This is a genomic window from Hydrogenophaga sp. ZJX-1, from assembly GCF_048590325.1.
In the GTDB taxonomy this organism is placed as follows: Bacteria; Pseudomonadota; Gammaproteobacteria; order Burkholderiales; family Burkholderiaceae_C; genus Hydrogenophaga.
The window spans coordinates 29,373-50,414 of the sequence record NZ_JBMBRA010000002.1; the positions used below are offsets into that span (position 1 = coordinate 29,373).

General features: G+C 60.0%; 17 protein-coding genes. 12 read left to right on the top strand and 5 right to left on the bottom strand.

Annotated features, from left to right (window positions below; translation table 11 throughout):
* Window positions 1-122: 122 nt before the first annotated feature.
* From ACN5W5_RS04995 to ACN5W5_RS05040, 10 genes are all read left to right on the top strand, one after another.
* Window positions 123-1,640, top strand: coding sequence for an FGGY-family carbohydrate kinase (locus ACN5W5_RS04995; RefSeq protein ID WP_420047461.1), 1,518 nt, complete (start codon window positions 123-125; stop codon window positions 1,638-1,640).
* A gap of 77 nt (window positions 1,641-1,717) precedes the next feature.
* The gene (locus ACN5W5_RS05000) at window positions 1,718-3,505 is read left to right on the top strand and encodes a thiamine pyrophosphate-binding protein (protein WP_420047462.1); all 1,788 of its coding nucleotides are present in this window, start codon (window positions 1,718-1,720) and stop codon (window positions 3,503-3,505) included.
* Between the two features lie 28 nt (window positions 3,506-3,533).
* Window positions 3,534-4,616, top strand: coding sequence for an ABC transporter ATP-binding protein (locus ACN5W5_RS05005; RefSeq protein ID WP_420047463.1), 1,083 nt, complete (start codon window positions 3,534-3,536; stop codon window positions 4,614-4,616).
* Complete coding sequence (locus ACN5W5_RS05010; RefSeq protein WP_420047464.1) at window positions 4,616-5,692, top strand: ABC transporter ATP-binding protein; 1,077 nt, start codon at window positions 4,616-4,618, stop codon at window positions 5,690-5,692. Before ACN5W5_RS05005 ends, ACN5W5_RS05010 begins: the two co-directional genes overlap by 1 nt.
* Complete coding sequence (locus ACN5W5_RS05015; protein WP_420047465.1) at window positions 5,689-6,582, top strand: carbohydrate ABC transporter permease; 894 nt, start codon at window positions 5,689-5,691, stop codon at window positions 6,580-6,582. Before ACN5W5_RS05010 ends, ACN5W5_RS05015 begins: the two co-directional genes overlap by 4 nt.
* Window positions 6,575-7,387 (top strand): carbohydrate ABC transporter permease, encoded by an 813-nt coding sequence (locus ACN5W5_RS05020; protein ID WP_420047466.1) that lies wholly within the window; start codon window positions 6,575-6,577, stop codon window positions 7,385-7,387. Before ACN5W5_RS05015 ends, ACN5W5_RS05020 begins: the two co-directional genes overlap by 8 nt.
* Entirely contained in the window at window positions 7,387-7,695 is a 309-nt protein-coding gene (locus tag ACN5W5_RS05025; RefSeq protein ID WP_420047467.1) for a DUF2160 domain-containing protein, read from the top strand. The genes ACN5W5_RS05020 and ACN5W5_RS05025 overlap by 1 nt, the downstream gene beginning before the upstream one ends.
* 107 nt (window positions 7,696-7,802) lie before the next feature.
* On the top strand, window positions 7,803-9,536 hold the full coding sequence (locus ACN5W5_RS05030) for an ABC transporter substrate-binding protein (protein WP_420047468.1): 1,734 nt from the start codon (window positions 7,803-7,805) through the stop codon (window positions 9,534-9,536).
* Between the two features lie 855 nt (window positions 9,537-10,391).
* On the top strand, window positions 10,392-12,077 hold the full coding sequence (locus tag ACN5W5_RS05035; RefSeq protein ID WP_420047469.1) for a DUF262 domain-containing protein: 1,686 nt from the start codon (window positions 10,392-10,394) through the stop codon (window positions 12,075-12,077).
* Window positions 12,078-12,199: 122 nt separating this feature from the next.
* A complete protein-coding gene (locus ACN5W5_RS05040; protein WP_420047470.1) occupies window positions 12,200-13,315 on the top strand; it encodes an SH3 domain-containing protein in 1,116 nt (371 codons plus the stop codon).
* A 13-nt stretch (window positions 13,316-13,328) separates the two neighbouring features.
* On the opposite strand, the gene ACN5W5_RS05045 is transcribed toward ACN5W5_RS05040, so the two are convergent.
* Window positions 13,329-13,808, bottom strand: coding sequence for a hypothetical protein (locus ACN5W5_RS05045; RefSeq protein ID WP_420047471.1), 480 nt, complete (start codon window positions 13,806-13,808; stop codon window positions 13,329-13,331).
* A 68-nt stretch (window positions 13,809-13,876) separates the two neighbouring features.
* On the opposite strand from ACN5W5_RS05045, the gene ACN5W5_RS05050 reads away from it, so the two are divergent.
* Window positions 13,877-14,770, top strand: coding sequence for a hypothetical protein (locus ACN5W5_RS05050; RefSeq protein WP_420047472.1), 894 nt, complete (start codon window positions 13,877-13,879; stop codon window positions 14,768-14,770).
* A gap of 548 nt (window positions 14,771-15,318) precedes the next feature.
* On the top strand, window positions 15,319-15,627 hold the full coding sequence (locus ACN5W5_RS05055; RefSeq protein ID WP_420047473.1) for a hypothetical protein: 309 nt from the start codon (window positions 15,319-15,321) through the stop codon (window positions 15,625-15,627).
* Window positions 15,628-15,951: 324 nt separating this feature from the next.
* Here ACN5W5_RS05055 and ACN5W5_RS05060 read toward each other — a convergent pair whose 3' ends face one another.
* From ACN5W5_RS05060 to ACN5W5_RS05075, 4 genes are read right to left on the bottom strand one after another with little or no spacing between them, the layout of a single operon-like run.
* Window positions 15,952-16,866, bottom strand: a complete 915-nt coding sequence (locus tag ACN5W5_RS05060) for a LysR substrate-binding domain-containing protein (protein WP_420047474.1) — start codon at window positions 16,864-16,866, stop codon at window positions 15,952-15,954.
* Between the two features lie 32 nt (window positions 16,867-16,898).
* The gene (locus ACN5W5_RS05065; protein WP_420047475.1) at window positions 16,899-17,894 is read right to left on the bottom strand and encodes a Bug family tripartite tricarboxylate transporter substrate binding protein; all 996 of its coding nucleotides are present in this window, start codon (window positions 17,892-17,894) and stop codon (window positions 16,899-16,901) included.
* A gap of 28 nt (window positions 17,895-17,922) precedes the next feature.
* On the bottom strand, window positions 17,923-19,395 hold the full coding sequence (locus ACN5W5_RS05070) for an FAD-dependent oxidoreductase (RefSeq protein WP_420047476.1): 1,473 nt from the start codon (window positions 19,393-19,395) through the stop codon (window positions 17,923-17,925).
* Window positions 19,396-19,414: 19 nt separating this feature from the next.
* Complete coding sequence (locus ACN5W5_RS05075) at window positions 19,415-20,893, bottom strand: aldehyde dehydrogenase (RefSeq protein ID WP_420047477.1); 1,479 nt, start codon at window positions 20,891-20,893, stop codon at window positions 19,415-19,417.
* Between the last annotated feature and the right edge of the window lie 149 nt (window positions 20,894-21,042).

A 21,042-nucleotide genomic window follows, 5' to 3' on the forward strand; every position in this document is an offset into this window, starting at 1 on the left:
CACCTAGAAAAATGCAGCAAAACCGCCTTGTTACCACCGATAACAGGCGCTAATCTTGCGCTCACCGACGGCAAAGAAACCGTCAACATGTAATTACAACAAAAGCCACACAAGAGACTGACATGACGCAATACCTGCTGGGCCTTGATGCCGGAAACACCATGACCAAGGTCGTTCTTTTCGACCTGCAGGGTCGCGAAGTCGAGTCGGTCAGGCGGCGCAACCCCATCCTGTTTCCAGCGCCCGGCCACACCGAGCGGGACCCCCAGGCCATGTGGGACGACCTGTGTTCGGCGGTCCGCGAATTGCTGGATCTTGGCGGTGTGTCCCCCGATCAGATCGCAGCCGTTTCGGTCTCTGGTTACGGAGCGGGTCTGTACCTGGTGGATGCGCAAGGCCGAGCCATCCGCCCGGGCATCATGTCCACCGACTCCCGGGTGAGCGACCTGCTGGCGGGTTGGGACCGTACAGGGCTGGGTCATCGCAATGGCCTGCGTGTTCAACAGCGGCTGTGGACGGGTCAGACGGCGCCCCTGTTGGCCTGGCTTTCGGCCCATGAACTGGAAGCTGTGGCAGCCAGTCATGCCGTGCTTTTCTGCAAAGACTATTTGCGGGCACAGCTCTGCGGCGACATCTCCACGGACCTGACCGACGCCGGCATTGCCGGCTTGCTGGATGTGGCCACCGGCAGCTATCCGAACGACTTCTACCAGGAGCTTGGGCTGTCTGACTGGCAAGCCAAACTGCCCACCGTGGGTGCCTGCACGGACATCGTCGGTGAAGTCTCCCCGGCGGCCGCTCAGGCCACGGGTCTGCGCCCAGGGACTCCCGTGGTCCGCGGCCTGGTCGACGTGTGCGCCGCAGCGTTGGCCTCGGGCGTGCGTGACCCGAGCCAACTCAGCGTGATCGCGGGCACCTTCAGCATCAGTTCCACCCTGCATGCCACGCCCCGCCTGTGCACCTTGCCACTGCTGCAGACGGCGTATCCGGTGGGCGGCTACTTTCTGGCTTCTGAAGGCTCCGCCACCTCTGCCAGCAACTTTGAGTGGTACTGCAAATCGATCCTCGGCCCGGAGGCGGCGAACCATGCCGCCGGCCTGGGCAAGTCCATCTACGAAGTCTGTGGTGAGCGTGTGTGCCAGGTCATGGACCGCACGAACGACATCCTGTTTTTCCCCTTCCTGTTCGGAGGCCCTTCCGGTGCACCCGCCGGGCTGCTGGGTCTCAAGGCGGAACACGACGGGGCGGATGTGCTGCGGGCCATTTTTGAAGGCATCGTCTTCTCACACAAGCTGGACACAGACGCCCTTCTGTCCGGGGCAGACAGCGCAAAGGTGTCGTCCATCCGCCTGGCCGGCGGGGCCGTCAACAGCGGTGTGTGGTGCCAGATGTTTGCCGACATCCTGGGTCTGCCTGTCGAGGTGACCGAGGGCAACGAAGTGGGCGCCCGTGGCACGGCCATCTGTGCGGCGGTCGCGATGGGCATCTACGCGAACCTGGAAGAAGCCATGAAGCACATGGTTCGCGTGACCCGGGTGTACGAACCCCACCCGAAACGTCAGGCCGCCTACGCCAGAAAGTTCAAGGCCTTTCAACAACTGGCGCAGGCCCTCCCTGGTCTTTGCGGGCCCCACGACTGAGCGGCGACCCCGCGCCATCTTTCCGAAGGGTGCTGGCACGCACCCGACCTCTCTTTCAACCTCAACCTGGAATTTCCATGAAACACGTCGGTGACCTGATTGCAAAAATGCTGCTGGAATATGAAGTGGACTATGTGTTCGGCATGCCGGGTGGACAGACCACCGCCCTGCATCAGGGCATCGATCGCCTCGCCCCCCACATCGAGCACATTCTGGTGCGGGACGAGCGCAGCGCCCCCTACGCGGCAGACGCCTATGCCCGTCTCACCGGCAAGCCAGGCGTTTGTGATGTGACGGTCGGTCCAGGAGCCACCAAGCTCACCGACGGCATCGTCGAGGCATTCAACGCCTCCATTCCCATGATCTGCATCGTGGGCGAACTTCCCCTGGACTGGGTCACCCTGCGCCACAAAGGCGTCGCCTCACAGGGCTTCGATCAGCAGGCGTTTTTCCAGAGCATCTCCAAGGCCGTGTTCATGGTGCCCAGCGTCACCGCCTTGCCCGACATCGTGCGCTCGGCCTTCCGCCTCGCCACCTCCACCCGCCCTGGGCCGGTCGTCATCATCGTGCCGCACGACATCATGGATGCGCCGTGGGTCGAAACTGACGTGCTGGTGGACAAGCGCTGCACCCACGCACCGTCCATGCGCTACCGGCCGGAAGACATCGACCTTCAGGGTGCGGCCGAACTCATCGGCCGCGCCAAGCGCCCTGCCGTGATCGCTGGGGGTGGTGTCCATGGTTCCGGCGCCGCTGATTTGCTGACCGCCTTCTGCGACCGTGTGCAGCCCCTGCATGTCTCCAGCCTGTCCGGCAAAGGCACGGTGCCAGAAACACGGCCCTATGCGGCCGGCGTGCTGAATCCCCTGGGGTCGGCTGCGGCCATCCAGCTGGTCAAGGAAGCCGACTTGCTGATCTGGGTCGGCAGCAAGGCCAGCCAGAACACGGCCATGAACTGGACCCTTCCACTGGAAGGGCAAGCGAACATCAGCATCGACTTTGACGCCTCCGAACACGGACGCACCTACCAGCCGACCGTGGCTTTGTGCGGCGACATCCGGGCGACGCTGGAGGCACTCGACACGCTGGTCACGGCGAAGCCCCAGGCGGCGTGGCTGGCCCGCATTGCGGAGGTCAAAGCCGCCACGCAGATCGCGCTGGACCAGGACATGCAGAACCAGCAAATGCCCATCGTGCCACCATTGGTGATGGCCCAGGTTGCGCAACGCCTGAAGGCCAATGACGTGGTCATCAGCGACGCCAGCTTCTCGGCCGGATGGATCGCCCAATACATCCCCGCCACGCAAAGTGGCCGCCATTTCCTGTATGCCCGCGGCCAGGGTGGCCTGGGCTACGCGTCACCGGCTGCCATCGGTGCTGCTGCGGTCCTGCGGAAGATCGGCGGCCGGGTGGTCACCGTGGCGGGGGACGGTGGGCATTCCTTCGCCATCGGCGAGCTGGCCACGTTGGCGCAAAACAAGATGCGGGTGGTGAACATCGTCATCAACAACGGGACGCTGGGCTGGTTGCAGATGTGGCAACAGCTGTTCTTTGAAGACCTGCGCAAATCGGTGGACCTGGCCATTGGCGACAAGCCGGACTTTGCCGCCGCAGCCACCGCCATGGGGCTGCTGGGCCGGCGCGTCAGCAGGCCGGAGGAGCTGGCGGAAGCACTGGATGCGGCCTTCGCCCACGACGGCCCCAGCCTGGTGGAAATCATGATTGACCCGGTGGCCACCCCGATCCACGGCTTCCAGCGCCGCCTGGCCGACCCCAACCCCAAGGCCCCGGTGCGCCCCGGCACGGTGTACGAACTGCGCCCCTGGAAGCTGGCGTCCGATCTGCCTGACCCCGCAACGAACTGACTTCTGACCACCACACGCAGGAGTTGACATGGAACTTGTTCTAGAAGGCATCAGCAAAAAAGTGGGGCCGCAGACCTGGCTGTACGACATGGATCTGGCCCCCCAGAGTGGCACGGTCACCGTGCTGCTGGGCGCCACACAGTCCGGCAAGACCAGCCTGATGCGCATCATGGCGGGGCTGGACCAACCCACTTCGGGTGAGGTCCGGGTTGAAGGAAAAAGCGTGTTGCGTGTGCCGGTGCGCGAGCGCAATGTGGCCATGGTCTACCAGCAGTTCATCAACTACCCGTCGATGAACGTGTTTCACAACATCGCTTCGCCGCTCAAGTTGCGCGGCGAGAGCGGTGCGGCGCTCGAATCCAAAGTGCAAGCACTGGCAGAGAAGCTCCACATCGACGTCTTCCTGGACCGCTTGCCCGCGGAGCTGTCGGGTGGTCAGCAGCAGCGGGTCGCGTTGGCGCGGGCGCTGGTCAAGGGCGCACCCTTGATGCTGCTCGATGAGCCGCTGGTGAACCTCGACTACAAGCTGCGCGAAGAGCTGCGCGAAGAGTTGTCGCAGCTCTTTTCCAACGGCGAAGCCACCGTCGTGTACGCCACCACCGAACCCGCCGAGGCCTTGCTTTTCGGGGGCTACACCGCCGTGATGGATGCGGGTGAGCTGTTGCAATACGGCCCCACCGCCGATGTCTTTCACCGGCCCTGTTCGATCCGCGTGGCCCGCGCTTTCAGCGATCCACCGATGAATCTGCTGGCGGCTCACGCGGTCGATGGTGGGGTGCAGATCGCAGGCGGGCCTCGGGTCGCCTTGCGCATTCCCGACGTCGCACGCGATGGGTTGACGCTGGGCATCCGGGCCAGCGCGTTGCGTGAGCGCGCCCGCGATGGCGACCTGGTGCTCGGCGGCACGGTGGAGCTGGCCGAAATCTCGGGCTCGGACACCTTTGTGCACGCGCACACGCCGGTCGGGGACCTCGTGGCCCAACTCACCGGTGTGCACAACTTCGAGCTGGGCGCGCCGATCCACCTGTATGCAAGCCCGCAGCAGGTGTATGTATTTGACGCGACAGGTGCCCTGCTGCTGGCACCCGAGCGCACCGGAGGGCTTCGCTGATGGCCAAGATCGAACTCGACCTCGCGCACTCCTACAAGCCCGACCCCAAGGCCGATGCGGACTACGCCCTGCTGCCACTGAAGATGACATTTGAAGACGGCGGCGCCTACGCGCTGCTCGGCCCCTCGGGCTGCGGCAAGACGACCATGCTCAACATCATGTCGGGGTTGGTCGTGCCTTCTCATGGCAAGGTGCTGTTTGACGGAAAGGACCTGACCCGCGCCACGCCGCAAGAGCGCAACATCGCGCAGGTGTTCCAGTTCCCGGTGATCTACGACACCATGTCGGTGGCTGAAAACCTGGCCTTCCCGCTGAAGAACCGCAAGGTACCGGCCGCTCAGATCCAGGCACGCGTGGGCCAGATCGCCGAGATGCTGGAGATGAGCCACCAGCTGGACATGCCGGCGGCCGGCCTCTCGGCCGACCAGAAGCAGAAGATCTCCCTGGGGCGCGGACTGGTCCGGTCCGACGTGGCGGCGGTGCTGTTCGATGAGCCGCTGACGGTGATCGACCCGCACCTGAAGTGGCAGCTGCGGCGCAAGCTCAAGCAGATCCACCACGAGCTCAAGCTGACGCTGATCTATGTGACGCACGACCAGGTCGAGGCGCTGACCTTCGCCGACCAGGTGGTGGTGATGACGCGCGGCAAGGTGGTGCAGATGGGCACGCCAGAAGCCTTGTTCGACCGGCCCGCGCACACCTTCGTGGGGCACTTCATCGGCTCACCGGGGATGAACTTTGTACCGGTCACCGTGCAGGGCAACAGCCTGGCGATAGCGGGTGTTCTCTTCGAGGCCGGTGCCGGGCGCTCGCTGCCGGACGGTGAACTGGTGCTGGGCGTTCGCCCCGAGTACCTGGGCCTGACCGGCCAGCACGAGGCCGGCACCCTGAGCGCTCAGGTGCGACGCGTGCAGGACGTGGGCACCTACTGGTTGGTGAGCTGCGATGCGGCCGGCGTCTCGCTCAAGGTGCGCCTCTCGCCCGACAGATCGCCGCCGCAGGTGGGTGACGCGGTGGGCCTGAGGCTGCTCACCAGCAACACCTGCTTCTACAAAAACGAGGAACTGATTCCATGAGCACGACCACCAAACCTGTCAATCAGAAAGCCTGGTTTCTGATCCTGCCCGTGTTCATCTGTGTGGCGTTCTCGGCCATCCTGCCTTTGATGACGGTGGTGAACTACTCGGTGCAGGACATCATCTCGCCCGAGCGGCGCGTATTCGTCGGCACCGAGTGGTTCGCCGCCGTGATGCGCGACGGGGACCTGCACGAGGCGCTCTGGAACCAGTTGCGGTTTTCTGCAGCGGTGCTGGCGGTTGAGCTTCCACTGGGGATACTGCTGGCCCTGGCCATGCCAGCGACCGGCTGGAGGTCGTCGATCACCTTGGTGCTCGTGGCACTGTCGTTGCTGGTTCCCCTGAACGTGGTGGGCACCATATGGCAGATCTTTGCCCGCACCGACATCGGTCTGATGGGCGCGACGCTGCAAAAGATGGGGATCGAATACAGCTACACCGGCAATTCGGTCCATGCTTGGTTGACCGTCTTGCTGATGGACGTCTGGCACTGGACACCTTTGGTGGCGCTGCTGGCCTATGCGGGCTTGCGCAGCATTCCCGACGCCTACTACCAGGCCGCGCGCATCGACGGCGCGAGCAAGTTCGCGGTGTTCCGCTACATCCAGCTGCCCAAGATGCGCGGTGTACTGATGATCGCGGTGCTGCTGCGCTTCATGGACTCTTTCATGATCTACACCGAGCCCTTTGTGCTCACCGGCGGAGGGCCTGGAAATACCACCACCTTCCTCAGCCAATACCTCACCACCAAGGCCGTGGGCCAGTTCGATCTGGGGCCAGCGGCGGCGTTTTCCCTGATCTATTTCCTCATCATCCTGTTGTTCTGCTTCGTGCTCTACAACTGGATGCAACGCCTGGGACAAACCGAAAAGGAGAGCCATCATGCATGAGCGCCGGTTCAAGAAGCGCACGATCTTTCTGATCGCCTACCTGATCTTTGCCTTGTTGCCCATCTACTGGATGGTCAACATGAGCTTCAAGACCAACGAGGAGATTGTTTCCAGCTTCAGCTTGCTGCCACAGCATTTCACCTGGGACAACTACAAGCTCATCTTCACCGACGAGAGCTGGTACTCAGGCTACATCAACAGCCTGATCTACGTAGCGATCAACATGGTGATCGCCATCGCCGTGGCGCTGCCGGCGGCATACGCCTTCAGCCGCTACAGCTTCCTGGGCGACAAGCACGTGTTCTTCTGGCTGCTGACCAACCGCATGACGCCGCCCGCGGTGTTCCTGTTGCCGTTCTTCCAGCTCTACACCACCGTGGGACTGATGGACACGCACATCGCAGTGGCGCTGGCGCACCTGCTGTTCAACGTGCCCCTGGCGGTGTGGATCCTCGAAGGCTTCATGTCAGGCATCCCGCGGGAGATCGATGAAACGGCCTATATCGACGGCTACAGCTTCCCGCGCTTCTTCCTCACCATCTTCCTGCCACTGATCAAGGCCGGGGTGGGCGTAGCGGCCTTCTTCTGCTTCATGTTCAGCTGGGTCGAGCTGCTGCTCGCCCGCACGCTCACCAGCGTCAACGCCAAGCCCATCGTGGCCACGATGACGCGCACGGTCAGCGCGAGCGGTATGGACTGGGCCACGCTGGCCGCCGCCGGGGTGCTGACGATTGTTCCTGGCGCGATCGTGATCTGGTTCGTCCGGCACTACATCGCTAAGGGTTTTGCCATGGGGAGGGTGTGATGTTCGAGTGGATGGCATGGACCACGCCCGTGGCCGTTTTCTTTACTTGCATCGTGTTCATGCTCGCGGGCATGACGTTCTGGGAGATCAAGTCGCCCACGACGATGCGCAAGGGCTTCTTGCCCATGGCCACCACGCGGGGCGACCGCCTGTTCATCGGCTTGCTCGGGGCGGCCTACATCAACCTCGCCTTTGTCGGCATGGCCGGGTGGATCACCGAGTGGATGTCGCTGGAGCAGGAGCCCAGCATCTGGATCTCGTTCGTGGTGTCCATGGTCTGGCTGGTCTGGGCCCTGCGCAAGGGCTGAGCGCCACTGGGAACCGTTTTCTCTCTCCATCGAATTCGGTCCATTGCTTCCCCGGGCCGGGTGGTTCAGCGTCAACACTGGGGAAGCACATTGCTAGAGGAGACAACATGAAATTTCGTCATACCGCACTGGCCGTCGCGGCCATCGCGGCCCTGGGATGCAACCTGGCCTGGGCCGATGCGGCAGCAGCCAAAAAATGGATCGACAGCGAGTTCCAGCCCTCCACCCTGAGCAAGGACCAGCAAGCCGCTGAAATGAAGTGGTTCATCGACGCTGCCGCCAAACTCAAGGGCAAGGGCGTGAGCGAAATCTCGGTGGTGTCCGAAACCATTGACACCCACGTCTATGAAAGCAAGACCCTGGCCAAAGCCTTCGAAGAGATCACCGGCATCAAGGTCCGGCACGATCTGATCCAGGAAGGCGACGTGGTCGAGAAACTGCAAACCTCGATGCAGTCGGGCAAATCGATCTACGACGGCTGGATCAGCGATTCGGACCTGATCGGTACCCACTACCGCTACGGCAAGATCATGAACCTGACCGACTACATGGCCGGCAAGGGCAAGGAGTTCACCAACCCGGGCCTCGACATCAAGGACTTCATCGGCACGAGTTTCACCACCGCACCCGATGGCAAGCTCTACCAGTTGCCCGACCAGCAGTTCGCCAACCTGTACTGGTTCCGCGCCGACCTCTTTGCTCGCAAGGACCTCAAGGACAAGTTCAAGGCCAAGTACGGCTATGAACTGGGCGTGCCGCTGAACTGGAGCGCCTACGAAGACATCGCCGCCTTCTTCAGTGAAGACGTCAAGACCATCGACGGCAAGCCCATCTACGGTCACATGGATTACGGCAAAAAGGACCCAGGTCTGGGTTGGCGTTTCACCGATGCCTGGTTGTCGATGGCCGGCACCGCCGACATCGGCATCCCCAACGGAAAGCCCGTCGACGAATGGGGCATCCGCGCCTCGGCCGACGGCTGCACGCCGCTGGGCGCTTCGGTGTCGCGAGGGGGTGCCACCAACTCGCCGGCCGCCGTCTTTGCGTTGACCAAATACATCGACTGGATGAAGAAGTACGCACCCAAGGAGTCGATTGGCATGACCTTCGGCGAAGCCGGGCCGGTGCCGGCGCAGGGTGAGATCGCGCAGCAGATCTTCTGGTACACCGCCTTCACCGCCGGCATGACGAAGCCAGGCCTGCCGGTGGTCAATGCCGATGGCACGCCGAAGTGGCGCATGGCGCCCGGCCCCAACGGCCCGTACTGGAAACAAGGCATGCAGAACGGCTACCAGGACGTGGGCAGCTGGACGTTCTTTGAAGGCCACGACGCCAACAAGACCGCAGCCGCCTGGCTCTACGCGCAGTTCATCACCGCCAAGACCACGTCGCTGAAAAAGACCATCGTGGGCCTGACGCCCATCCGCGAATCGGACATCCAGAGCAAGGCCATGACCGATCTGGCGCCCAAGCTGGGTGGGTTGGTGGAGTTCTACCGCAGCCCGGCCCGCGTGGCTTGGACGCCTACGGGCACCAACGTGCCCGACTACCCCAAACTGGCCCAGTTGTGGTGGAAAAACGTGGCGGTAGCTGTGGAGGGAGAGAAGACGCCACAACAAGCCATGGACAACCTGGCCGAAGAGATGGACCAGGTAATGGCAAGGCTCGAACGAGCCGGTATGGCGCGTTGCGCTCCCAAGCTCAACCCAAAGGGTGATCCCAACAAGCACCTGAGCGACAAAGCCTCGCCTTGGAAAAAACTGGCCAACGAAAAGCCCAAAGGTGAAACCATTGCCTATGAGCAGCTTCTCAACGCCTGGAAGGCTGGGAAAGTCCGCTAAAGCGAGATTGCGTTTAGACAGGCCCGGCATCAGTCGGGCCTGTCTCATGCGCGGCGAGCTGGGTCCCAGATCCACCCAGCTTTCGCCTCAAGTCGTTTCACTCTAAAGACCTCATGCTTGATGGTTGATGCCTCGCCGTTTGCGTTGAAAAACGACGCAACAAATATGGCTTTGGTTGAGCCTCGGCTGAAATATCAGAAACTTTTGACGGAGACACTTCTGAGCTCACGGCATGGACGGTCCACTTGAATATCAGCTCGAATAGCCCTCCGCGCGGACCAAGACACCGGTTCGATGATGTATGCGACGTATCGCCGATACACCTCGATGTCGGCAATGCAGCGTGAGCCGCCGGTGGCGTAAGGCCGACATACTCACGCGCATCACTGTCAAGCTGCCGCTCGGCGCAATCACCGCCGCTTTCCCGAACGGCAGCTACTTGAGCTGCAGCTGACTGTCGGCCGCGGCGAGGCGTTTCGCGCCGAGCCGTTGACCGCTTCCCTCCCGAGCGAACTGGCGGGCGATGCCAGCACGGTGAAATGCTGGGTCACAATGAGTTCTGCATCAAACCAATAGTAGGGAAAGCTCTCTGGTGTTCAAGGTGTCGTGATTCTCGATCAATCAGTTCGAATTCATTGATTCTTCATGAGCTCCATCTGCGTTATCTTATTGAAGTGGCTGATGTGTCAATGAACTTGGCGTTCGGTCGGACGTGAGTGGATTCAAAAAAAAGTAAAGTTTGGACTTGAAGTTGCGAAGCTCTTGCCATTCGTTGATGGTGCAGTGCTTGTTGCGGTCAAGAGCTCAAATGGAAGCCGTTGACGAAAATTCTTCAAAAGATCACAGGGAGGTTAGATGAAAATTCAGTGCGTTGAGCGTGATATTCGCCAAGTGTTGGAGTCGGGCACCTACTTGATCCCGCGCTTTCAGAGGCCTTTCTCGTGGGACAAAGAGAACATCGAAGAGTTCTGGGTCGATAGCACGGCAGAGGTCAAGAAGGACTATTTCATCGGTGCGTTCGTGACGTACAACCTCACGAGCTCAACCTATGGCCTGGTCGATGGCCAGCAGCGCTTAACGACCATCACCATTGCCCTGTGTGCCATTCGAGACAAGTTCATGGAGCTTGGGCAAGATGCCTTGGGCAACGGTGTGCATCGACTCATTGAAACGCGTGACCTCAACAACCAGGCTCAGTTCGTTCTCAGGACGGAAACTTCCTACCCGTACCTGCAAGCAAAGATTCAGAGCTTGGAGAAAGAGGACACGGACATCGAAGTCGGTGAAGAGGAGAAGGCGATCAGTGTGGCCTACCAGACCCTTGCGGGCTTTATCAAAGACGGTGTGGATGCGGCGGTTGCCAAAGTAGACCCATCTAAGGCTAAGGCCACTGGCAAGAAATGGTTGGAGCAGGCCCGGAACAAGCTCCTGGCGCTCAAAGTCATTTCGATCACGCTGGACAACCAGGACGATGCATACTTGATCTTCGAGACGCTGAACACTCGGGGCAAGGACCTCACGGCAGCAGACCTTGCAAAGAACCACTTCTTGCGGCTGCTGCCCTCCAAGGGCAAAGCGATAGATCGCCCGAAGGACCACTGGATTGAGATTCAGTCCACGTTGGATGAGGCAGATCGGCCCATCCAGATCAAGACGTTCCTGCACCACTACTGGCTCTCGAAGTACTCCTTCACTACCGAAAAACAGCTCTTCAAGGCAATCAAGGATGAAGTTACGGCCTTGAACGTGAAGGACGTGATGGATGAGCTTCGGTCTGACGCAGTTTTGTACCGAGGTATCACCGAGCCGGGCGGCCTGGAGCTGTGGAGTAAGCCCACACGCGACATCGAAGACTCGCTGCTGTGCATCTCAGACGTTCTGAACATCCAGATCGCAAATCCTCTGCTGCTCACTGTGCTGCGCCTATACAAGGCCAAACGTTTAAGGGATGGCCAGGTGCGCGAACTCTTCTCGCTGGTTGAGCGCTACCACTACATGTACACGACCATCAGCGTGCTGCCATCGTCCGGTGGCGTGGGGCAGATGTATGCGGCACATGCCCGAGAAATTGCCAACTCTTCTGACTCCAATGCCCTGGGTATTTGCATCACGGACTTCAAGAAAAAGATCGTTAGCAAGGTGCCGTCCCGAGACACATTTATCTCGAAATTCAAGCAGCTCTCGTATCAGAACCAGCGTCAGCGCGAGGTGATCCGATACACGCTGTGGAAGATCTACAAGAAGATGAATCCTGCGGTGGACGTGGACCGCTCCACGGCATCCATCGAGCATATGATGTCCCAGTCCGGTGGATCGGTTGCCGTGCACAGCATCGGAAACCTGCTGGTGGTGCCGGTGAAGTTCAATGGAGAGATCTTGGGGGACAAGCCCTTTACCAAGAAGAAGTCGTTGCTCACAGCAGGTGGCTACACGTTGGAGCCCGAGATCACAGCTGCCACCGCATGGACAGATGCAGACATTGAACAACGGACCACGAGGCTTGCTGAATACGCCTACGACACGGTTTGGGCTATCAAATGATCAGTAAGGAGTGGGCTTCCGCTAGGCTTGCCTTGGACCAGCTAAAAGCCGCCACCGCAGGTGGCACCCTCGCACGTGAAATGGCAAGGATGGAGCATGAGAGGGCTTCGTGGCGTAATGCCATGACCCAGAGCATTGGGGCTACGCAGCAGCTCAAAGAGCTCACTGAATTCCGTTCGGCTGCATCCGTGGTCGGTCAGCAGTACAAAGAGCTTCTGGCAACCACGTCTCCTGTGGCGCGAGCCGTGAGAGCTGGGCAGGAGTCGCGCGAGCAGCATGAGCACATACGCAAGATGCTCGAACCGCTGGCCGACATTCGCAAGAGATTCATGGTCGAAGAGGGCATTCGTCGCCAGATGCATGAGGCAGCCCTGGGCGCCACCGCCATCCGGGATCAGTTCAGGGAGGCAATTTCCGGCCTGTCGGGCATCGGCTCGGTGGCCAAGATTTGGGCCCAGCAGATGGAGGACGCGCGGGCTCAAACCCGTAGTGCTTATGAAGGCATCACGCTTGGCAGTGCCATAAAAAAACAGCTCAAAGACTTCGAGCACATCAATAAGCAGTGGAGGGTGGCTCCCGAGTTGCTGGGCGTAGTGGGCTCCCTCAAGGAGCTCCAAAACCAGTTCGGCAAGGTGGCCCTGCCCACCATCGATTGGGGCTCGGCAGCAGCTCTCGCCAAGCTCTTGGGCGAACAGGGCTTGCAGGAGCAACTGGCCCACTTGGGCATTGAGCCCGATGGCTCTTTGCGTGAGCCCAAGGAGGCTCCTGAAAAGGGGCTACTGAGCCGCAAGCAATCGGATGCCGTGGCCCTGGTAGGGTTGCTTCTGGCCATCATTGGCATTTGGATGGCCTTGCAAATGTTCTATTACCAAGAGAACGCAGGGGCAGCACAGCAAGCCAAAAACGACGAGCATGCGTCCAAACAGATGCGGCAGCTCGAAAGTCTCGGTCGATTGGTTGAGAAGGCTTTGGAGCACTCTGCAATAGCTCAGGAAGAACGTTTCGTGGTGCGTGATCGCCCCGCAACCGTCCGATCAAAACCCGAGCACGGAGCGGCCATAGAAGGAAAGCTCATGCCCAATGAAGTGGTGCGAGCCATCGACAAAGAAGGTAAGTGGGTGGAGGTCGAGTATTACCACTGGCTGCGCGAGGAGTACCGCACCGGTTGGCTCTTGAAGAAGTACATGGAACGCGTGCCCGCGAACTATGCGAAGGCTGCGCCCGATCCCAAGCCGTAGGCCTTCCAATCGTCTATGGGTTCTGGCCCTTTTCAAGAATCTCAGCCGGTGGTCCGACTTTGCCTTGGGCTATCAAGCTCTTGGCCCATTGAAGTTGCGTGTGGTCTTTGACGTTGACCATCAAAATATCAAACTGCTCGGTATGCCAGCTCATGTGCAAAAGCCAAGTCTGACACTTGCTTCGCAGCATGGCATCCGTCCACTTGGCACGGGGAAATGCACTCTTTGACAACCTTCGCGGCAGTACTCCTTGGTTCACAATGAGAAACCGGTCGGCCAAATAAGGTCCGAGTTTGCGGGTCGCCGAGTACCCGGTATCGGAGGTGCTGCGGTCCTCTGCGGCGCCTGCAATCAAATGACCGGTGACGGAGTCGCCGCTGTTCAGGCTGACGGCGGCGAGTGTCTCAGTTAGCCTTGAAGCGCCATCCCGCAAGATGCGGCACTCCATTGCTGCTACTGCGAAGTAGTAGCAGGTGTACAGAGTAGCGAACAACCCCTTGTCGTCACAATGAAAATATTTGTGGCCCGTCGGCCTGAATAGGCTGTGAAATTGGAGATCAAGTGTTCGATAAATCGAAGCTCACATACGGACTGACTGCATTTCTGGACATCCTCGGCTTCGGCGCCCAGGTGCTGTCCGTCACCCCCGAAGAAGATCTTGAAGGTCTGCTCAACGACATCAGGCTGATTCGAAAAGAGTTCGAGCACGAGCCGAGTGATCCATCTGACCAAGAAATTCATTTGGCCTATGGGAAAACGGTTCTGGCATTTTCGGATTCTGTGATTGTCAATATCCCCTTGGTGTCTCGAATGGTCTCGATTTCTGGAGAGTTTGATGCCCTCGGAAGCGAACTGCATTCGATGGCGCTTGCGCAATTCATCTGTATTGAAAATGCTCTTTTTCTGAGAGGCGGGGTTGACCTGGACTGGTGGTACCTCGATGGTACGACGCTTGTGAGCAAGAGCTTGGCGAACGCCTATTCGCTTGAGGGAAAGGCGTGTGTGCCTGTGATTGCAGTGTCAAATAAACTCTATAGCTTCCTCGAGAACAATAGCGGTCGCCGAAACTACTCTCCAGACATCGATCCATTACTCGCCAATTTTCGTAGGTTCAGCGGCGAGGTTGCTGGAAAGACAATCGACATTCGATTTCTGGACTATCTTTCTATCGTGGCCGGAGAGATTGACTGGAGTGCGACGCCAGCAAAACTGAAATTCCTGGCATCCCTGGATGATGAGCAAAAGGACAAGCAGAAGTGGGCTTGGCATCAAGAGAACCTCCGCACCCTTTTTGCTGTACACGCGCGAACAGTTGAAATGGCTCATAGCCGTTGTGAAGAGGCATCGATACAGGCCAAATACTTGTGGCTGGCTGAGTACCACAATGAAGTGGCTTCAGAATTTTCGATTGATGACCCCTCTTGCTTCTGCGCTGTTGAAGGCATCTCCTTTTGACTTTGATGTACACCGGCCAGAACAGTTCGCCAACCGCGGTTTCGGAGGTTCTTCATCTGTTGGACGACCGTCACGTCATCCAACAACTGTCTTGCACGCTTCTCAAAGTTGTCGCGCGATGACTTCAAGGCTTCAATGTCTTCACGCAACTCGGGCTCGCCCGTGGCACCCCCGCAGTTTCCTCCCCCGAGGATTGTGTGACACCTTCCCTCAGCGCGTGTTCGCTCCTAGCTTGGGAGTAGGTGCCGGGCAGGTATCTCACAACCCTAAACAGGAGTACCACTCTGCCCCGCACGAAACCGGTCCTCCCATGGCTCTGTGCATCCAGCGACGAGTACACGGTGTGGGCGGTGAAGCGGTCGCTGGCGTCGTCGATCGCGGAATCACCGCTGACGACTGTCCCTGCCGTTCAGACCGCCGACCCCGAGTGACTCAGATCAGCCTTATGCTGACCCTGCTACTGTGCTCGAGGTTGTGTCATTCGTTCGCCGCTGCACTCAGCATCTGATTGCAGCGGCGAGCTCCATTCAACTTGGAACAGAACTCATATGATTTCCGTCCTCGCCCTGTGCCTCACCCTCCAGATTGATCGACTAGACAGGGGGCTGTATCAGGCGGAACTGGGTGGGGGAAGCATCGCCAGAGAGGGTGAGCTCTGCGTATACAACTCAATCGCGGACGCGATCCGAGGGGAGGTCGAGGCCCTGCCCGAGGGCATGTGCCATTTCGTCGAGGTGCTCTACTGTGGCCTGTCGAGTGGCAGCGTGCCAGTCGGAGTGGTGCCACAGAAAGCGGAGGAAATCGCCACGCATCTTGTGGCCCTAGTTGCAGCCCTTCATCTCCTCGAATGGACTTGATCAGGAGATGCCTGCGATGGCCCAGAGCCTCACAGCAGACAGTAACTTTTCATTGCAACAAAATCCCGTTTGAACCGCCCGGGTCGGTTCATTTCTGATCACGGTGCCAAGCGCGATCTGCGATACATCACATCTATGCGACTGCCGCGAACCAGTACTTTCGACCCAGATAGGAGGTTCGAATGCCCTGTGCAAATGACTGCTTGAATGCCTTAGCTGCCGTTCCCGACGATTGATGTCAGACAGATGCGGCACGCCAAGGAGTTCGTCGGGACCGGCAGGATTTATGGGGTAAATGCTATGTATTCTCTGTGTACGGGTATTTCACTGATGAGATTCCCTGTCATTCAAGAAATCCTGGGCCTGGGCAACTATCCAGTCGCGGAAGGTTTCGGCAACAGGTGAGATCACACGATGCGTGGGATACAGCAGGCAGTAGCGTTTCTCGTGCTTGATGGCGAGGTCCAGCGGCATCGCGAGAGCTCCACGCTGCACATCGTCATGCACATAAAAGCGCGGTATGAGACCGACACCGAGACCCGCCTTTGCGGCCTCGATCATCGTGGAATACAGCTCGAACCGTATCGCGGGCAAGGGCGCAGCATCCTTGCAGCCGGCCAGCTCGAACCACTGCTGCCAACCCTCCGGCCGAGAACGCTTCACAAGCAACGGAACCTGCATGAAGTTGCGCGCCTGCTGCAATTCCTTCACGTCGAAATGTTGCGGGCTGAGCACCGGCACAACCTCCTCATCGAACAGGTGGATCTTGTGCACCCCTTCCCAGGAGATGTGGTCGAAGTGCAGCGCCATGTCGAACGGCGTGCCGCGGAAGGTAAGGGGATCGGCCCGTTCCGCGATGTTGACGGTGATGCGCGGGAAACTGCGCTGGAACTCCGGCAGGCGTGGCACCAGCCACCGGGCAGCGAAAGTGGGAATGACGGCGAGCTCCAGCACACCGCCGCCGCTCTTGCTGCTCATCAGCGCGAGCGTTTGCGCTTCCACCTCGTCCAGGTTGGGTCGTATCGCAACCGCGTAGCGCAGCCCGGCATCGGTGAGGGCAACCTGCTTCTTCTCGCGGCTGAACAGCTTGACGCCTAGATACCCTTCTAGCGTTGCTATCTGTCGGCTCACCGCGCTTTCCGTGAGGTGCAGTTCGGCCGCCGCTCGGGCAAAACTTTCATGCCGAGCCGCAGCCTCAAACACTGACAGCGCGACGGTGCTGGGTATTTTCCGCTTCATGTGCTCGATTGTGAGTCTATCGAGGTGCCGAATCAGTCCTCCACGCGAATGTTGGCAGATCGGACGACAGTGCCCCAGCGTTCGTACTCGGACTTGATGAAATGGCCGAAGTCTTTCGGCGCCACATTGGTGGCGGTGTAGCCCCTCTCGGCCATGCGGGCGTGCAAGGACGGGTCTGCTGCGGCCTTGACCACCTGAGCCTGCAGTGTTTCGATCACGTTCTGCGGCGTCTTAGGCGGCGCAAGCACGCCGAACCAGGTGTCCGCATCCACCACATAGCCCTTCTCGGCAAGCGTCGGAACATCCTTGATGCCCGCAAAGCGCTGCGGCGACGCGAGGGCGTAGAGCTTCAGCTTGCTCCGGCTGGCGATGGCCAATGGCGTGGGGATGAAGCCGTACTGCACTTCGCCCGCCATCACTGCGTTCAAAACCGGTGCGGCACCACCATAGGGAACCGCCAGTAGTTTCATGGAAGGCACCTTGGATCTCAGCAGTTCCATCGCCATCTGCGACGTGCTGCCCGGGCCCCAGTGCGCGTAGGTCACTTCTTTCCCTTTGGCTTGCTCGATCACTTCGGCAAGGTCCTTGGCGTCGTTGTCGACGTTCGATGCGAGAACGAAACCCATCTTTGCAATCAGCGCGACAGGCGCGAAGCCGTCCGGCTGGAATTTCACGACCTTACTGTAGACGTGCGGCGCCACAGAGATAAAGTCGGCTGCAGCGAACAACAGGGTGTGGCCGTCAGCCGGCGCGGCGTACACATAGTTCGTGCCGAGGATGCCGTTTGCACCGGGCTTGTTGTCGATCACGATGGCTTGGCCCAGGCTGTTCCCGATTTGGGTGGAAATCAAGCGCGCCAACACATCGGTGCCACCGCCAGCGGAGTACGGTACGACCATCTTAACGGGCGCTGACGGAGTCCAAGTCGGCTGGGCGTACAGCAGGCCGGGCAGACCGGCGGCGTTGGCGCCGAGGACGGCCAGCATGCTGCGACGAGTGAGGAAATGGTTCTGGAAATCCGTGTTCATGAGTTTGTCTCCATTTTGATCGGTTGAGTCAACAGAGTTGCGCCGCTGCGTGCTGGCCAGCAATCTTGCCGAACACCGCTCCACGCAGTACCGATGTGGCACCGGTATAGACTTGGTAGTACAAGCCCGTCGCCTCGCCGGCCGCGTACAGGCCTGGCACGATACGGCCGTCGGCATCTACCACCTGCGCGCAGTTGTTGGTCTTGATGCCGCCATAGGTGAAGCAGATGCCAGCGATGATTGGGTAGGCCATATATGAGCCCTGATCGATACGACGCGCCCAGTTTGACTTCACTGGCGAGATGCCACGCGTCGCAAGGCCATCGGGTCGGAGTGGCGCGAACTCGCCATCACTGCACGCAGCGTTGTATTCGTCCATCGTGCGCTGTAGGCCTTCGACGGAGATGCCGCAGGCCTGGGCAAGGCTTGCGATGTCGTCCGCCTGGATGGACGGTTGGTCGGTGCGGATGCTCTTCTTCCAGTTCGGCACGTCATGGATGCGTTGATCGAACACCACCCAGGCGATGCCGTCTGGCTCGTCCTTGATGGCGCGAGAGATATGGTCATAGTTCACATCCACCGGGCCGGGAGCCTCATCAGTGAAACGCCGGCCGTTCTTGTTCACCAAGATGCCATAGGGGAAGTTCATCACCAGCGCTTCGGGCGCGGCCGAACGCGGGTCCAGCGGTTCGGCATGGAAGGAGCTGAAGTCGCCTGCCGGTGCCGCACCCAGCGCCAGCGCAAGGCGTATTCCCTCGCCCTTGTTGTAATAGCCGCCGCGCGCCACGGGTCGGATATAGCGCGCCGTGCCGCCGATGTACTGCGTCATCATCTCCGGGTTTCCTTCGAATCCACCGGAGGCGATCACGACCGAGCGAGCCCTCAGCATCAGGCTCTCGCCCGCCTTGTCACCGGTCGCTACACCCACGTTGAGCCAGCCTTCGCTGTCGCGTCGGGAAAGCGATGTGACTGTCGTATGGAAGAAGAGCGACACCCCCCGCTTGCGGGCATGTGCCTGCAGGGTCTCGATCATCGCCAGACCGCCGCCCACGGGCATTATTCGCGGCGCCGCGGCCGTGACGAAGTAGGTGGGCAGCGCGTCGAATCTGATGCCGAAGGTCTTCAGCCACTGCAAAGTCGGTCCCGCACAGGAAGACAGCGTAGACACGAGCTCCGGGTCCGGCATGCCGTGCGCCTTCACGTAGTCCGGCCAGTTTTCGTAGGCGGCGCTGGTGGCCTCGATGACGTTCGGGTCGATGTTGTTGCCGGCGTTGGAGACCAGCAGTTCCTCGAAGTCATCGCTGACTTCGTGCTCGTTCTTCATGCGCAAGTACGACTCGGTCCAGCGCGTATTGCCGCCAAACTCCTCAGGTGAGGAACGCTCGAGCACAGCGACACTTGCGCCGGCCTCGGCCGCCGCGACCGCGGACGACAGGCCCGCTATGCCGCTACCGATGACCAGCACGTCGAACGCGCTGCCGGCTTGGAAAATCTGGCTCATGGATGGCCTCATGTATTGCTCAGTATTTACGGATGAAGGGATCGGGCATCTGCAGATCGGTGGACACCCAGACGCTTTTGACCTCGAGGAACTCCTTCACCGCCTCGACGCCGCCCTCTCTGCCCAAACCGCTGTCCTTGAAGCCGCCGAAGGGAGTGGTGAAGCTGGTGGAGCGGTAGTTGTTGATCCATACTGTGCCGGCACGCAGCTTCTCGGACATGTACATTGCGCGATGCAGGCTCTTGGTCCACACTCCCGCGGCCAAGCCGAATCGGATGTCATTGCCGATGCGCACCGCATCATCCTCGTCCTTGAACTTGAGCACGGACAATATCGGTCCGAACACTTCTTCCTGCGCAATGCGCATGCTGTTGTTGACGCCAGTGAAGATGGTCGGCTCGACAAATTGCCCGGCGCCGTAGCCATTGCCTGATCGTGTCTTGCCGCCTAGCACGCAGTTCGCACCTTCGGACTTGGCGATATCGATATAGCTCACCACCTTGTCGAATTGCGGCTTCGTCGCAACAGGGCCTACCTGTACACCGGGCTCGGCCGGGTTTCCGATTTTGGCGTCCTTGCAGATTGTCAGTAGTCGCTCAACGAACTCGTCATGGATGCTTTCCTGCAATAGCAGACGCGAGCCGGCCATGCAGGTCTGACCACCTGCGGAGAAGATGCCGGTGACCACGCCATTCGCGGCGTTGGTGAGGTCGGCATCGTCGAACACGATGTTGGGCGACTTGCCGCCGAGCTCGAGCGTGCAGCGCTTGAAATGCTGAGCCGCCTGCACGGCCACGCGCCGACCGCCTTCGTCACCACCTGTGAACGCGACCACGCTCACGGCCGGGTGTGCCACCAGCGGTTCTCCAACGTCCTTACCGAAACCGGTGATCACGTTGAATACGCCAGGCGGAAATCCCGCTTCAACGAACAGCTTGGCCAGCTCGAACATCGACACCGAGGTGTGCTCGGACGGCTTTGCCACGATCGTGTTGCCCGCGCACAGCGCTGGCGCCACCTTCCACGCCGTCAGCAGCAGCGATGAGTTCCATGGCGTGATGGTGGCCACCACGCCGACCGGCTCGTAGCGTGTGTAGTTGAAGACCTTGGGCTTGTCGTTCGGGATCACTGCGCCCTGGATCTTGTCCGCCAATCCACCGTAGTAATAGAAGTACTTGGCAGCGTAGCGCACTTGGCCCAGCACTTCGGAGAGCAGTTTGCCGTTGTCTCGACTTTCCACTTCAGCCAGCTTTTGCGCGTTGCTTTCAATCAAAGCACCGAGCCGGTACAGCAGCATGCCGCGGTCCGTCGCCGACATCTTGCTCCAGGGCCCTTCCATGGCCACAGCCGCAGCGGTCGCCGCGCGATCCACGTCAATCGCGTTGCCCTGCGGCAGCTTCGCCCAGGTTTCTCCAGAGAAAGGATCCAGCGCGTCGAAGTACTGACCAGAGTCAGGCTCGACCCACTCGTTTTTGATGAAATGTTGGTATGTGTTCATGCCTCGTAGTTTGGTTTTTCGATTGCCAGTTGGCAAACGAGAAGTTCACATGCAACGCTTGCGGTTTTGGAATGGATCGGGGACGCGGAGCAATTCCGTACGCAAGGAGGCAAGCATCGCAGAGGCGCCGGTACAGCCGTTGTGGACCG